General features: G+C 67.4%; 16 protein-coding genes. 1 reads left to right on the top strand and 15 read right to left on the bottom strand.

The features are described from left to right. Positions 1–58 precede the first annotated feature (58 nt). From CFB41_RS26460 to CFB41_RS26505, 10 genes are read right to left on the bottom strand one after another with little or no spacing between them, the layout of a single operon-like run. A complete protein-coding gene (locus CFB41_RS26460) occupies positions 59–886 on the bottom strand; it encodes an aspartate dehydrogenase (protein WP_089458498.1) in 828 nt (275 codons plus the stop codon). After that, positions 879–2,546: a thiamine pyrophosphate-binding protein gene (locus CFB41_RS26465; RefSeq protein ID WP_089458499.1), complete on the bottom strand. Its 1,668-nt coding sequence runs from the start codon at positions 2,544–2,546 to the stop codon at positions 879–881. The genes CFB41_RS26460 and CFB41_RS26465 overlap by 8 nt, the downstream gene beginning before the upstream one ends. Then, positions 2,539–3,336, bottom strand: coding sequence for an SDR family oxidoreductase (locus CFB41_RS26470; protein WP_089458500.1), 798 nt, complete (start codon positions 3,334–3,336; stop codon positions 2,539–2,541). The genes CFB41_RS26465 and CFB41_RS26470 overlap by 8 nt, the downstream gene beginning before the upstream one ends. Next, positions 3,333–4,190, bottom strand: a complete 858-nt coding sequence (locus tag CFB41_RS26475) for an IclR family transcriptional regulator (protein WP_089458501.1) — start codon at positions 4,188–4,190, stop codon at positions 3,333–3,335. The genes CFB41_RS26470 and CFB41_RS26475 overlap by 4 nt, the downstream gene beginning before the upstream one ends. After that, on the bottom strand, positions 4,187–5,083 hold the full coding sequence (locus tag CFB41_RS26480) for an alpha/beta fold hydrolase (protein ID WP_089458502.1): 897 nt from the start codon (positions 5,081–5,083) through the stop codon (positions 4,187–4,189). The genes CFB41_RS26475 and CFB41_RS26480 overlap by 4 nt, the downstream gene beginning before the upstream one ends. 18 nt (positions 5,084–5,101) lie before the next feature. Further along, positions 5,102–5,629: a cupin domain-containing protein gene (locus tag CFB41_RS26485; RefSeq protein WP_043177345.1), complete on the bottom strand. Its 528-nt coding sequence runs from the start codon at positions 5,627–5,629 to the stop codon at positions 5,102–5,104. A 37-nt stretch (positions 5,630–5,666) separates the two neighbouring features. Beyond that, positions 5,667–6,437, bottom strand: a complete 771-nt coding sequence (locus CFB41_RS26490) for an SDR family oxidoreductase (RefSeq protein WP_089458503.1) — start codon at positions 6,435–6,437, stop codon at positions 5,667–5,669. Further along, positions 6,430–7,506, bottom strand: coding sequence for an aromatic ring-hydroxylating dioxygenase subunit alpha (locus CFB41_RS26495; RefSeq protein WP_089458504.1), 1,077 nt, complete (start codon positions 7,504–7,506; stop codon positions 6,430–6,432). Before CFB41_RS26495 ends, CFB41_RS26490 begins: the two co-directional genes overlap by 8 nt. A gap of 52 nt (positions 7,507–7,558) precedes the next feature. Further along, the gene (locus CFB41_RS26500; protein ID WP_089427169.1) at positions 7,559–7,870 is read right to left on the bottom strand and encodes a recombinase-like helix-turn-helix domain-containing protein; all 312 of its coding nucleotides are present in this window, start codon (positions 7,868–7,870) and stop codon (positions 7,559–7,561) included. Position 7,871: 1 nt separating this feature from the next. Beyond that, a complete protein-coding gene (locus CFB41_RS26505) occupies positions 7,872–8,189 on the bottom strand; it encodes a non-heme iron oxygenase ferredoxin subunit (protein ID WP_011354710.1) in 318 nt (105 codons plus the stop codon). Positions 8,190–8,633: 444 nt separating this feature from the next. Between CFB41_RS26505 and CFB41_RS26510 the strand changes: the two genes are divergently transcribed. Beyond that, on the top strand, positions 8,634–9,713 hold the full coding sequence (locus CFB41_RS26510; RefSeq protein ID WP_039344086.1) for a porin: 1,080 nt from the start codon (positions 8,634–8,636) through the stop codon (positions 9,711–9,713). A 110-nt stretch (positions 9,714–9,823) separates the two neighbouring features. On the opposite strand, the gene CFB41_RS26515 is transcribed toward CFB41_RS26510, so the two are convergent. The 5 genes from CFB41_RS26515 to CFB41_RS26535 form a co-directional block, all read right to left on the bottom strand. Further along, a complete protein-coding gene (locus tag CFB41_RS26515) occupies positions 9,824–10,717 on the bottom strand; it encodes an IclR family transcriptional regulator (protein WP_089442139.1) in 894 nt (297 codons plus the stop codon). Positions 10,718–10,994: 277 nt separating this feature from the next. Next, positions 10,995–11,531, bottom strand: coding sequence for a type 6 secretion system effector deamidase TecA (tecA, locus tag CFB41_RS26520; RefSeq protein WP_256941199.1), 537 nt, complete (start codon positions 11,529–11,531; stop codon positions 10,995–10,997). 6 nt (positions 11,532–11,537) lie between these two features. After that, on the bottom strand, positions 11,538–11,873 hold the full coding sequence (locus CFB41_RS38990) for a type II secretion system protein (protein ID WP_373453164.1): 336 nt from the start codon (positions 11,871–11,873) through the stop codon (positions 11,538–11,540). A 305-nt stretch (positions 11,874–12,178) separates the two neighbouring features. After that, a complete protein-coding gene (locus CFB41_RS26530) occupies positions 12,179–12,385 on the bottom strand; it encodes a hypothetical protein (protein ID WP_089429068.1) in 207 nt (68 codons plus the stop codon). 339 nt (positions 12,386–12,724) lie between these two features. Further along, complete coding sequence (locus CFB41_RS26535; RefSeq protein ID WP_089458505.1) at positions 12,725–13,369, bottom strand: alpha-ketoglutarate-dependent dioxygenase AlkB; 645 nt, start codon at positions 13,367–13,369, stop codon at positions 12,725–12,727. Positions 13,370–13,378 lie beyond the last annotated feature (9 nt).

A 13,378-nucleotide genomic window follows, 5' to 3' on the forward strand; every position in this document is an offset into this window, starting at 1 on the left:
AAATCTGTCTCTGCACGCCCGCCCTCGCCGTGGCGCGGGCAGGCATTCAATGGCCCGGTCAGATCACGCAGCGGGCCGCGCGGTTGCGCAGCGCGCGGATCGCGCTGTACGCCGTCAGCGCGGACGTCTTCGGGTTGTCGGGCAGCGGCTTGCCGCTCATTTCCAGCGACATCTCGCCGAATGCACCGCGCGCGGTGATGCGGTGCACGTTGCGCTCGACCGCCGGATCGGCGATCAGGCGCACGTGCGTCGCGTCGAGGCCGAGGCCCGCGAGCGCGACGGTGGCCGCGACGTTCGCGTTCTTCGGATACAGGCGCGCGGCGTCGCGCGCGCTGCCTTCGAAGATCACCTTTTCCCCAGTCATCGCACGCAAGTCGCAAAGTTCCTCGGCGGGCGTGCCGAGCCAGCCGAGCGGCGGCTTGCGGCCCACGTACAGCACTTCGTCGAGGCCGCCCTGCTTCGCGGACGCCAGCGCGTCGATCCCGCCGATCGCGCCGGACAGCAGCGTGACCGTCGCGTCGCCCTCGTCGGCCGCCTGTGCGAGCACGTCGAGCAGCGCGAGATCGGACAGCGCGCCGATCGACGCGACCGCACAATCGGTGCCGGCCTTCAGCAGCGGCACGACGTGATCGACGAGTGCGCTGTGGCCCGCGCATTCGAGCGCGAACTCGGGGCGGCGGGCCAGTGCGTCGACCGACGACACAACCTCCACCGCACCGCCCAGCACGCCCTGCACCGCCGCGCGCTGGTGTTCCGGCACGATCACGTGCGCGACGCGCAGCGACGCATCGTGCTCGACCGCGTGGTACACGGCCGCGCCGATCGCACCGAAGCCGATCATCGCGACGTCGACGGGTGCATGGGCCCGCTTTTGCCCGTTAAGCATATTGGCGCTCCGACGGCTCTTCCTTCTTCACCGGCGGGCCCGCGAAGTTCGATGCGAACGCGCCGACCGACAGCATGTCGACCTCGACCATCACCGGGCCTGCCTTCGCCATCCCTTCGCGCACGATCGCTTCCGCCTGGTCGAGCGACGTGATCCGGTAGTGCGTGAGGCCGAAGCTCGCGCAGAACTGCGCGAAGTCGGGCTGGTGCAGCTGCACGAAGCAGCGGCGGCCACCGTAGTGCGCGTCCTGGATGTTGCGGATCACGCCGTAGCACTGGTCGTTCATCAGCACGATCATCACGTTCGCGTTTTCCTGCACGGCCGTGACGAGCTCGCCGACGTTGACCATCAGCCCGCCGTCGCCGACGAGGCACACCGTCTTCGCCGCCGCACCCGCCAGCGCCGCGCCGATGCCCATCTGGATGCCCTGGCCGATGCCGCCGCCGAGCGCATGCACGCCGGAGCGCGGCTCGAAGATCTTCAGCAGGCGGTTGCCCCACGTGCTGTTCGAGATCGTCACGTCGCGCACCCAGTTGTAGTCGCGGCCGACCGCGCCCTGCAGCGTATCGACGAGCTGCTTGTACGGCCCGAGGCCCTTTGACACGTCGGCCACCGCCTGCTCGCGGGCGGCCGCGAGATCGGACGCGAACTGCGGATCGACCGCCAGGCGGCCCTCGAGACGGTCGGCCAGCTCGGCCAGCACGCGCTTCGAATCGCCATGCACGAACAGTTCGTTGCGATAGCCGCGGTTGTCGGCGAGCGCGTCGGCGTCGATGCGGAACAGCGGCTGCGGCAGCGCGAGCTTGTACTTCAGCGTTTCGTTGCCGCGCAGGCGCGAGCCGACGACGACGAGCGCATCGCAGGTCTTGTAGAACGCTTCGACGGACGCATGCACGTTGAACGCGCCGAGCGTCGCCGGGTGATCTTCGGGCAGCACGCCGCGGCCCTGCACGCTCGTCACGACGCCGAAGCCGAGCTTCACGAGGCGCTCGACTTCCTCCCGTGCGTGGCGCGCGCCGCCGCCGAGCCACAGCAGCGGGCGGCGCTTGGCCGCGAGGGCGTCGGCCAGCTTCGCGACGCGTGCGGCGTCGTGCTCGCGCACGGCGACGTGGGCCGGCGCGAGGTCTTCCGGCCATTCGATTTCAGCGGCCTGGATGTCGATCGGAATTTCGACCGACACGGGGCCCGTCGGCGCGGTCTGCGCGATGCGCACGGCTTCGCGGATTGTCGGCAGCACGGTTTCGACGGTACGCACGCGGAACGCGGCCTTCGAGATCGAATGCAGCATCGACAGCTGGTCCGGCGCTTCGTGGATGTACGCGAGATCCTGGTCGAGGTACGGCGTCTCGATCTGCCCGGTGACGTGCAGCAGCGCGGTGCCGGCCGTCAGCGCCTCGACCATCGCGCCGGCCGCGTTGCCCGCCGCCGTGCCCGTGCTGGTAAACGCGACGCCGAGGCCGCCCGACACGCGGGCCAGGCCGTCGGCCATGTTCAACGCGCCGGCTTCGCCGCGTGCACCGACATACCGGATGTTGCCGCGCGAATTGATCGCGTCGAGGATCGGCATGTTGTGGATCGAGATGACACCGAATGCGGTCTTCACGCCGCACTGCTCGAGAAAGGCGGCAATCAGCTCGCCAACCGTGGTTTTTTTAGACATGGCGTGCAAAGCCTCCAGAAACGTCGATATGGCTGCCCGTCGTGTACGACGACAGATGCGTTGCGAGATAAAAGAGTGCCCAGGCGGCCTCGTCAGGCTTGCCGAAGCGGTTCAGCGGAATGTTCTTCGTGCGGGCGATCGCGCCCGTCCAGTCCTCCCAGCTTTCACCGGACTGCGCCTGCGTTTCGTAACGGCGGCGCCACTGGCCCGACTCGACGATGCCGATCAGGATCGAGTTCACGCGGATGCGCTGCGGCGCGAGTTCGGTCGCGAGCGACTTCACGAGGCTCAGCACGCCCGCGCGCGCCGACGACGTCGCGACCATGTGCGGCTCCGGCTGCAGCGCGAGCAGCGAGTTCACGCAGGTGATCGTCGCCGCCTGCGCGTCGCGCAGCAGCGGCAGGAACGCGCGCGTCGGGCGGATGATGCTGAAATACTTCAGTTCGAGTTCTTCGCGCCATGCGTCGTCGGTCGTGTCGGCGAAGGTCGACACGCGGCCCTGGCCGGCGTTGTTGACCAGCATGTCGGCCCGGCCGAAGCGCGCCGATACGGCTTGCGCAAACGCGGCCACATCGGCTTCGTCGAGCACGTTGCAGCGCGCGGCGAGCAGTTGCGCGCCCGGATACTTTTCAACGAGCATCGCTTCGGCGCGAGCGAGGCGCTCGCTGTCGCGGCCGCAAATCGCGACCGACGCGCCCGCCTGCAGGAACCGTTCGGCGGTCGCGAGGCCGATGCCGGACGAACCGCCCGTCACCACCGCCACCTGCCCGGTCAGATCGATCTGAATCATCGGAGTCCTAATGCCTTGAGAAACGTGTGCTCGTCATCCGAGCGGTAATTGAGCCGCCGCGACAGTTCCGCCGCCGCGCGCTGGACCTTGTCAATCAGGCCGTCCGCGATCAGCGCCGCGTCGATCTCCGGCCTCGGCACCGTCACGGTGATGCACGCGACGATCTTCTGCGTCTCGTTGCGCACCGGCGCGGTGACCACCGAGATGCCGCGCTCGAACGACGAATTGCTGACGCCGTAGCCGCGCAGCGCATCCTCGCGGATCACTTCGTACAACGCGTCGACCGTTTCCGGCGTCGCGTTCGTCATCCGGTTCAGCGCGCCTTCCGGATACAGCGCATGCAGCTCCTTCAGCGACAGGTCGCCCATCAGCACGTGGCCGTGCGTCGTCGCATGCGCGGGCAAGCGCGTGCCGACGTTCACGCGGATCGAGCTGAACACCGGCGCCTGGCTCTGCGCCTTCGCGACGAACACGACGTCGCGGCCGTCGCGGATCACGATGTGCGTCGTGAAGCCGGTTGCATCGCGCAGGCTCTCGATCACGGGCAGGCCGAGATCGGTCAGCTCCAGCGAGCTCAGGTATTCGAAGCCGAGCCGCAGCACGGCGATGCCGAGCTTGTAGTTGCGATCCTTGTCCGCGCGCTCGAGGAAGCCGAGCGATTCGAGCGTCTGCAGCAGACGGAACACCGTCGTGCGCGGAATGCCGAGCCGCTTCGACAATTCGGGCGCGCCGAGCACGGGCTCGCGCGGCGAGAATTCGGCGAGAATCCGCAGCCCGCGTTCGAGGCCGGGGACCACGTAGCTGGCTTCGGCCTTGCCGTTTTCGGTATCGGGTTGTTGCAGCGGTTCGGTCATGCCAGTCCCCGCTGTGGGTCGCACTGACGGCAGAACGTGTCGATCAGCGCGGAATAGACGGCCGGTGCTTCCACGTAGCCGGCATGGCCTGCTTGCGGAATCACCTGCAGCCCGACGTGCGCGGCCGCGGCGATCCGCTCGCATGCGGCGGGCGGCGTGATCGCGTCGTTCGCGCCGACGGCCACGGCCGTGCGGCCGCGAAAGCCGGCGAGATCGGTGGCGAGATCGGCGTTCGCAAGCAGATGCGTGGCCTGCGTGTAGCCGGCCGGCACGATGCGCGCCATGTTCCAGCGCACCCAGGCACGCGCATCCTCGTTCGCGAAACCGGACAGCATGTTGCCGCTGCGCTGCTCGGCGAGCCCGGTCGGGCCGAGTTCGGCGAGCATCGCGAGCCGCGCGTCGCGGCGCGATTCGCGTGTTTCAGCCGGTGCGCTGCCGTAGCCGCCCGCGGGCGACACCAGCAGCAGGCCGGCGATCCGCGCGGGCATCACGCGGACGAGACCGCCCGCGATGATCGCGCCGAGCGAATGACCGACCAGCACGCAGCGTTCGATGCCGAGTGCCTCGAGCCACGCGTTCAGCGATGCCGCGTAGTCGGCGGCTGCGGGCGACGCGCCGCGCACCGGCGTCGACACGCCGTAACCGGGCGCATCCCACGCGAGCACGCGCCGCGATGCGCCGAGCGAGTCGAGCTGGCGGACCCACGATGCAGCGCCCGAGCCGATGCCGTGCAGCAGCACGACGGGCAACGCACGGCCCGCATGCTGCGCGCCGGCCTCGCGATAACCGATCGTGCCCGCCGCGCCGGCCGCGCAACGCCGTTCGGGAAACTGCCCGAGCAGCGCGGCGAACGCCGCGGTGCGGTCGCGTTCACGTTTGTCGATGACACTCATTGCTTCACCTGCCCCGTCTCAACGCTTGATCTTCGCGAGCGGCGAATCGGGCGGATACGTCGGCGTGATCGGTTTCGGCGAACCGAGCATCACGCACATCAGCGCGTCTTCCTCGCCGATGTTGATTTCCGTGCGATACACGCCCGGCGGCACCGAGATCAGGTCGCGCTCGCCGAGGATCGCTTCCCACGTCTCGCCGTCACGCTCGCAGATCACCTTCATCTTGCCGCGCAGCACGAAGAAGATTTCCTCGACGTCCATGTGGATGTGGCTCGGGCCGATGTTGCCGGCCGGGATGACCATCGTCGAAAACGTGAAGCCGCCGGCCGGCACCGTGTTGACGTCCTTCGCGACGCCCGTGCCGCCCGTGCCGACGTAGCGCATCTGCGCACGGCGGTACTTCGGGTCGTAGTCGGCCTGGAACTTCAGTGCGTCCCAGTCGTAGCGACGCGTCGCATAGCGCGCCACGCGCCCTTCCATCCAGTCGTTGAAGCTTGCGCCTTCCGGCTGGTCCCACGACTTGCGTTCGAGATCGGCGTCCGCCATCGTCCTCTCCTTCATCAGAGTGAAAACTTCAATTCAATCAATTCATCACGAAGCCGCCGTTCACCGGCAGCAGTTGACCCGTCACGAAGCGCGCACCGTCCGACAGCAGGAACAGCACGGGGCCCGTCACGTCGTCGGGCACCTGCGCGCGCGTGAGCGCGCGGCCCTGCAGGTAGAACGCGTGACGCTCGGCCGGCACGTAGGCGGTCGCCTCGACCTCGGTCAGCCCCGGCGCGATCGCATTGACCGTCACGCCGTGCGCGCCGAACTCGCGTGCCTGCGCATGCGTCATCGCGATCACCGCGCCCTTGCTCGCGACGTACGCGAGCAGCTTCGGCGCGCCCCACAGCGCGGTGTCCGACGCGAGGTTCACGATCGCGCCGCGGCCCGACTGCGCGAGATACGGCAGCGCTGCATTGCTGACGAGCCACACGCCGCGCACGTTCACGTTCATCACGGCGTCCCACGTCGACACGTCGAGCTCGGTCGACAGCTTGCCGCCCGAGTTCGTGATCGCCGCGTTGTTGATCAGCGCGTCGATGCCGCCGAGCGCCGCCGAGCCCTGTGCGACGAACGCGGTGACGCTCGCCGGATCGGCGAGATCGAGTGCGAAGCAATGCGCGACGTGGCCGGCTTCGGCAAGTTGCGCGGCCAGCGCGCGGCCTTCGTCGAGCAGCACGTCGCCGAACGCGACCTGCGCGCCCGCTTCGACGAGCGCCTTCACGAACGCCGCGCCGAGCCCGCGCGCGCCACCCGTGACGAGCACGCGGCGCCCCGCGAGCGACACGACCGGAGCGCGCTCAGCCATTTGCCGGCTCCGCTGCGGCCTGCGCCTGCGCCGCGCGATGCGCGTCGAGCGCCGCAAGATGCTCCTGCGCACGGGTGCGCAGCATCCGGCGCACGCGCGTCATGCCGACGTCGTGCTGGTACAGGTATTCGTGATCGCGCGCATTCGGCGCGAGGCTTTCGAGGACGTAGCGGTCCTGCTCGAGCACGTCCCAGTGCAGGCCCTCGAGGCGGTTGCGGTACATGAAGCGCCACACGTCGCGCTGCCAGCCGCTGACCTTGCGGGTGCGCCAGAAGTAGACCTGGCAGTTGTCGCCGTCGACCGGCGTCGCGAAGCCGATGATCCCGAAGTTGCCGCCCGGGCCGAACTTCTGCTTGTACGGGATCGCGAGGCGCATCCACAGGCAGCCCGTTTCACCGAGCTCGACCCAGTCGAAGTTCACGTCGCGCTGGCCGATCTTCTCGAACATCAGGCCCGTTTCCGTCTTGCGCACGCGCATCTCGGCCTGCTTGTCGCCTTCGGCCATCGAGTGCGAGGTGGCATGCAGGTACGCGCCGTGCATCGGGTCCATCACGTTGTCGATCGCATACTGGTAATTGCACTTCCAGTTCGACACGCACAGGAAGTGGCCGTACGCGTCGTCGACCAGTTCCTCGGGCAGGTTCAGCGGCGCCGGCTCGCCGTGCGCTTCGTCACCGAACCACAGGAAGATCGCGCCCGCCTTCTCCTCGACCGGGTACGACTTCACGCACTTCGTGCCTTCGAGCGGACAGTTCGATACGGCCGGCACGCGGTTGACCGTGCCGCCGCCGTCGACTTCGATGCCGTGATACCAGCAGGCGATGTTGCCGCCGAGGTTCCAGCCGAGCGACAGGCGTGCGCCGCGGTGCGGGCAGCGATCCTCGAGCGCGTGGACCTTGCCGTCGTGATCGCGCCACAGCACGATCTGCTCGGACAGGCGCGTGAGCCCGACCGGTGCATTCGACACCTGCCAGCTCGGCGCGACGGGATACCAGTAGTTCTTGATGCCGCGGTCGAGATAGGCACGGACCGGGTCGTGTTGTGCTGCGTGTTGTTCGGGGGACGTCATCAGTGTGCTCCGGATGCGGTTGTCGTCGGATCGGCGGTCGGCGCTTACGCGGTCATTCCGCGAGCGAGGCCATTTCGGCGCGGAAGCGCTCAGGTGTCCAGACCGTGCCGTCCGGCGCGCGGAAGCCGATGCGGTTCAGGCCCGCGACGACCTCGTCCAGCTCGATCGCGCCGGCTTCGAACACGCGTTCGAGCGCATCGCCGAGGTCGTTTTCGTACTGGGTCGGCGCGGCCTTGCGGTTCTGCCAGACCTGGTTCTCGACCTGGCCGGGGATCTCGATCTGCCCCTTGCCCGCGACGTTGTTCGGCTGCGGCGCCACCCACGGCTTCAGGAAGGGGTTGAAATTCACGGTCGCTTCTTTCATGTCACTCCACCTTGATCTGGATTTCCTCGCCGGCGAGCCGCACCGCGTACTGCTTCAGTGCGCGTCCGCCCGGACCCTTCAGGCATTCGCCCGTCTTGATGTCGAACACGGCCTCGTGCAGCGGGCATTCGACCGTGCCTTCGTCGACGAACCCCTGCGTCAGCAGCGCGTACGCATGCGGGCACACGTTCTCGAGCGCATACACGTCGTCGCCGACGCGGTAGATCCCGATTTCGACGCCGTCGGTCCGCTTGAACTCGATCGGCGTGTCTTCCGACAGCGCGCCGGCGTGCCCGGCGCAAACCCATTGTTCAGACATCTCACACCCTTCCTTCTGATCGACTCTCGGTTTGTTCCGATTTGTTCCATACCCGGAACAGCAGTTTATGGATGGTGATTATAGGAGCGACTTTCCACGAGTAAAACAAAAAGCTGCTCGCCCTAGGGAAAACACTGACCGCCGGGTCGGCAATCGCGTTCACCCACCACATCAAATGAAATTTTTTGTTATGCGACGGGGCTTTACCGGGTTTACGCGAGTTTTGTGCAGCGACGCCGGGCGTCGGCTGGAAACCCATCCGTCCCGAAAAAATTATTTTTGATACGGTGCGAGACGCCCCTATACTCCATTCCATCAGAGGCACACTGTTCCTTATATGGAACATACGAATGCCCACCCGATGGCGAAAACGCGCGACGGCCGGCCGTTCCCGCGCATGCCGCCACGGCACGTATTCATCAGGTTGGAGATTCAGGAGATCAAATGGTCAAGCATGCGGTAGCAGCAGCAGTGATCGGAGTGGGCGCCGTGTCGGGCGCGTGGGCGCAGAGCAGCGTGACGCTGTACGGCAGCATGGATGCGGGCGTCGCATACGTGAACAACGTCGGCGGCCATGCGAAGTGGGCGATGATCCAGGGCAATACGCAGCCCGACCGGTGGGGCCTGAAGGGCAAGGAAGACCTCGGCGACGGCCTGTCGGCGATCTTCCAGCTCGAAAACGGCTTCTATACGAACAACGGCCAGTTCGCGACCGCGAACACGATCTGGAACCGCGCGGCCTTCGTCGGCCTCGGCTCGGAACGCTACGGCACGCTGACGCTCGGCCGCCAGACGCCGCTGTCGTTCGATTATCTCGATCCGCTCAGCACGGCCTACCTCGCGATGAGCTGGTACGCGTTCCACCCCGGCAACATCGACGGGCTCGCCGCGACCGGCAACGTGCCGTACAACAACTCGGTCAAGTACCGCTCACCGACCTTCGCGGGCTTCTCGGCCGCGGCGACGATGGCGCTCGGCAACACGACGAACTTCTCGACCGGCAAGTCGGTCGGCGTCGCGCTGAACTATGCGAACGGGCCGTTCAAGGCGTCGGCCGTGTACTCGAACGAGCACGACCGCTCGATCCTGATCAGCACGACCGGCATCACGTCGTTCCAGGGCCAGAACACCGCGAACGGCTACACCGCGAGCAAGGTCGAGAACATCGGGGCGGGCGCGTCCTACCAGTTCGGCGACTTCCTCGTGCACGGCCTGTATACGCGCACGAAGATGCAGTCGAACGGCTTTTCGGACACGTTCCAGAGCTACGACGCGGGCGTGAACTACCGCAGCAGCGCGTTCAACACGATCGCGGGCGGCGCGGCGACCACGACGCTGGCCGGCCGCCGCTGGACGCAGGTCGAGCTCGGCGACATCTATGCGCTGTCGAAGCGCACGCAGCTTTATGCGAACGTGTTGTACGAGCACGGTTCGGGCGGTGCGAAGGCCGCGTTCTTCACGGCGGGTGTATCGAGCACGGCGAACCAGGTGATCGTGCTCACCGGGATCCACCACTCGTTCTGACGTTCTGAACGAAGTCGGGCGGGTGTCGCCCGAAACGACAAAAGCGGCCCGCGGGCCGCTTTTTTCTTACGCGTTGCATTTGCACGGCCGCCGGCCGCGCATCGGCGCACTCAGAACATCGCGACCTTGTGGCGCGCGTGCGCGAAGGTCGGATCGCTTTCGAGCGGACGATAGTTCAGCCGCTGTGACAGGTCGACCGCCGCGCCGCACACGGCTTCCACGAGCCGCTCCTTCTCGCGGGCCTCGCCGATTTCCGAGCGCGGCACGGTCGCGGTGATCGCCGCGACGATCGAGCCCGAATGATCGCGTACGGGCGCGGTCACGGCCGAAATGCCGCTCTCGAACGCCGCCTCGCTCACCGCGTAGCCGAGCCGCGCGTAGTGGCGCACGCGTTCGTACAGTTCGTCGACGGTGCCCGGCGTGCGCTCGGTGAACTGCTCGAGCCGCTTTTCTGGATACAGCTGGCGCAGTGCGTCGCGCGTCAGGTCGCCCATCAGCACGTGGCCGTGCACGGTCGCATGCGCGGGCAGGCGCGTGCCGACGTGCACCTTTACCGAACCGAACATCGACGCGTTGCTCTGCGCCTTCGCGACGAACACGACGTCGCGCTGGTCTCGAATCAGCAGATGCGTCGACAGGCCGGTCGCATCGCGCAGCCGTTCGAGCACGGGCGTGCCGAGATCGGTCAGTTCGAGCGAATTCAGGTATTCGAAGCCGAGCCGCAGCACGCCGACGCCGAGCCGGAAATAACGGTCGCCGTTCACGCGCTCGAGGAAACCGAGCGCTTCCAGCGTCTGCAGCAGACGGAACGTGGTCGTGCGCGGAATGCCGATGCGCTTCGACAGCTCCGGCGCGCCGAGCACCGGCTCGCGCGCGGAGAATTCGGCGAGGATCCGCAGCCCGCGTTCGAGCCCCGGCACCAGATAGGACGACGCGCCGCCGGACGATTCGTCGTCGCCGGGCGCCGCGGTTTCAGGTGCGTCGCTCATCGTTGTCTTGACCATGTGGACATGGACGGTAGGAAATCAGTCACGAAACAGGTCACGGATCGTCGTGGATATTCAGTCATGCTACCTCAGCGCGCGCGGCGTTCACACCGCGTGCATCGCCGCACCGCAGCATGCGGATCGCGACGCCGTGGAGAGTCAATCACGGTCGAGAGGATAGCAGCGATGGACCACGCCACGCCATGCCGGAGTGGCCGGCAGCGCGGGACGGCAGCCGCGTACGTGGTGCCCGGCCGACGCGTGGCGGCTGGCGTGGCAGGCAAGGCCGGGCGGCCTACAGGCGCGACAGATGTACCCGGATGTTCGCGCGATCGTATGTGAAGCCGCCGGCCGCATCCGGCTCGAGCACGCGCGCCAGGTCGACCGCATACATCCATCCGCTGCCCAGGCGGCCCCCGTTGATCGCCCGGATCCGGCTGCCGCCGACGGCGATCGCCGCATGAAAGACCGTGCCGCCGCGCGAGAAGCCGACCGCGGTTCCCGCCGGAATGCTCGCGCGCCCGTCCCATTCACCGCCAGTCTCGAAGTTGAAACGGGTTCGCCAGTGCTGGCCGATCGTGTCGAGCAGCGCGCCGGGCGCGATCATCGCATCGCTGCGCAGCAGGTACCGGACATAAGCCGCGGCGTCGTAGCAGACGCCGCCGGAAACATACTCGTTGATGTCGGCCATGCCGAACATCAGCGCCTGGGCGTGCTTCTGCCGTTCGGCGAAACCGGACTGGGCGACATGCCCGCCTAGCTGGGAGAGTTGCATGGGTGGCTCCTGGTGAAGAAGCAGGACATCATCGTCCCGCCTACGCAATAACGTCATATGTTATTACGATATCGTGCCACTTCCGGACACGGCCCCGTGCGTCACGGCATGCGGGCCGCCGACGCCGGCACGCGGCGGCCGCATCAGGATTCGGCGCGAGCCGCAGGCGCACGCGCAACGGCTGCAGCATGTCGGGCGGCGGCTCGCCGACGATCGCACCCGAGATCCGACAGCGCGTGCACGTCCGGCGCCGATCGCACGCATCACGGCGCCCAGCGCCACGGCGACGATCGCCAGCGCGATCAGCACCTCGATCAGCGTGAATCCCCGTTCCGGCGCCCGCGCCGTGCGCGATCCGCCGCGCGCATGGCGGTTGTAGTCGGTTCTGTCGTCGCACATGACCTGCGTTCGTGTCGATGGGTCGGCGTGCGGCGTCCGGCATTCCAATCGCGGCGCGAAGCCGCATCGCCGGCGCGACCGACGCCGTGCACGGACGTTAAGCGCGGCGTATGGCACACGCGTGTCGAATGGTACGGACCATTTGGCGCGGCGAACCCGGGCGGACGGGCGCGCAAGCGCGCGGCACGCGCCATCGCGCAGAGCGCGACAGGCGACGGAAAACGGAAAACGATCGGGAAGAGCCACCCGGCGCGGGCGGCAAGCGATGAAGACGATCCTCGGGCGGCGGGATCGACGCGACGGCGTCAGGCCGTCACGGCGGCGTCATACGCGGCGCGGGCAAGCTGGCCGGCGGCGTAGGCCTCGGCCTCGCCGCGAAAGCCGTCCCGGCTGAACGCAACGACTTTCACGCCAACGCCGGTCGCCCGCTTCACCGTCAGCGCCCATTGCCATCCGCCGTCTTGTTCAAAGACGTGCAGCGAGGGTTCGAAGGAAGGGTCGAATACGGTCACGCGTTTTGCTCCTGCCCCCTTGCGCACCGCATCGGCACCGCTTGGGGCATGTCGAAAGGATCGCGCCGGGATGCGACGCGCTTCTGCCATTCGACAGTCTAGTCAAGGTTTGTTGCGACGCACCATCAGAGGTTTCACTCATCTATCGGAACCGGGCGGTCGATCAAATTTCCTGAAACCCCATATGGCACGGGCCTCAGCAGCCTTTCAACGCACGTGGCCCGGCAGTCGTGCGGCAACGTGCCGCACACGCGACCGCTTGCCTGTATCGATCGCCCATGAATCGCAAAACGGGGCGCGCATCGCCCGACGATCCACGCACGTCGGCGATGGGCGGGGTTACCGGCCCGTCCCCGCCGGCATCACGCGCCGAAACGTCAGGTTCACGCGCTCGCCCTGCACGCCCGGCGCCTTCGGCACGCGATGCTGCCATTCGGCCTGAGTGCGCCCGCGCATCACGAGCAGGCTGCCATGCCCGAGGCGATACGCATGGATAACACCGGTCTTGCGATGGCGAAGGTCGAACACGCGCATCGCCCCGAGGCTCACCGATGCGATCACCGGCGCATCGCCCAGCTCGGGCTCGTTGTCCGCATGCCAGCCGAGGCTGTCCTGCCCATTGCGGTAGCGGTTGAGCAGCACGCTGTTGAAGCGCACGCCGCACGTCGTCTCAACCGCGTGTTTCAGGTCGAGCACGGCCGGCGTCCACGGCGCCGGCACGTTGCGGATCCCCGAATATACGTAGACGGCATCCGGCTCGCCCTGCCATGCGGTCCGCCGCGGCAACGGAATGCGCCCGCGCGGCGTACGGATCGTGTCCTGCTGCCACGCGACTTCCCCGATCAACGCGGCCAGCGCGCGATCGGCATCGGACGGCGCCAGCCAGTCCGGGTACCAGTCCACGTCGGGTGCGGGCGTGTCAGCGAAAAAATCGGGTGTCGACATGTCGGGAGAAACGGGAGAAGAATGGAGCGAACGGGGCATGCCTGCATA

The organism is Burkholderia sp. AU33803 (assembly GCF_002223095.1).
In the GTDB taxonomy this organism is placed as follows: domain Bacteria; phylum Pseudomonadota; class Gammaproteobacteria; order Burkholderiales; family Burkholderiaceae; genus Burkholderia.

Excerpts from the sequence above, each read along its gene's own strand:
- tecA (WP_256941199.1), bottom strand. The coding sequence starts at position 11,531 with ATGACGTTATTGCGTAGGCGGGACGATGATGTCCTGCTTCTTCACCAG.
- CFB41_RS26460 (WP_089458498.1), bottom strand. The coding sequence starts at position 886 with ATGCTTAACGGGCAAAAGCGGGCCCATGCACCCGTCGACGTCGCGATG.
- CFB41_RS26510 (WP_039344086.1), top strand. The coding sequence starts at position 8,634 with ATGGTCAAGCATGCGGTAGCAGCAGCAGTGATCGGAGTGGGCGCCGTG.
- CFB41_RS26495 (WP_089458504.1), bottom strand. The coding sequence starts at position 7,506 with ATGACGTCCCCCGAACAACACGCAGCACAACACGACCCGGTCCGTGCC.
- CFB41_RS26475 (WP_089458501.1), bottom strand. The coding sequence starts at position 4,190 with ATGACCGAACCGCTGCAACAACCCGATACCGAAAACGGCAAGGCCGAA.
- CFB41_RS26465 (WP_089458499.1), bottom strand. The coding sequence starts at position 2,546 with ATGTCTAAAAAAACCACGGTTGGCGAGCTGATTGCCGCCTTTCTCGAG.
- CFB41_RS26505 (WP_011354710.1), bottom strand. The coding sequence starts at position 8,189 with ATGTCTGAACAATGGGTTTGCGCCGGGCACGCCGGCGCGCTGTCGGAA.
- CFB41_RS26485 (WP_043177345.1), bottom strand. The coding sequence starts at position 5,629 with ATGGCGGACGCCGATCTCGAACGCAAGTCGTGGGACCAGCCGGAAGGC.
- CFB41_RS26490 (WP_089458503.1), bottom strand. The coding sequence starts at position 6,437 with ATGGCTGAGCGCGCTCCGGTCGTGTCGCTCGCGGGGCGCCGCGTGCTC.
- CFB41_RS38990 (WP_373453164.1), bottom strand. The coding sequence starts at position 11,873 with ATGTGCGACGACAGAACCGACTACAACCGCCATGCGCGCGGCGGATCG.
- CFB41_RS26515 (WP_089442139.1), bottom strand. The coding sequence starts at position 10,717 with ATGGTCAAGACAACGATGAGCGACGCACCTGAAACCGCGGCGCCCGGC.
- CFB41_RS26470 (WP_089458500.1), bottom strand. The coding sequence starts at position 3,336 with ATGATTCAGATCGATCTGACCGGGCAGGTGGCGGTGGTGACGGGCGGT.
- CFB41_RS26535 (WP_089458505.1), bottom strand. The coding sequence starts at position 13,369 with ATGCCCCGTTCGCTCCATTCTTCTCCCGTTTCTCCCGACATGTCGACA.
- CFB41_RS26480 (WP_089458502.1), bottom strand. The coding sequence starts at position 5,083 with ATGAGTGTCATCGACAAACGTGAACGCGACCGCACCGCGGCGTTCGCC.
- CFB41_RS26500 (WP_089427169.1), bottom strand. The coding sequence starts at position 7,870 with ATGAAAGAAGCGACCGTGAATTTCAACCCCTTCCTGAAGCCGTGGGTG.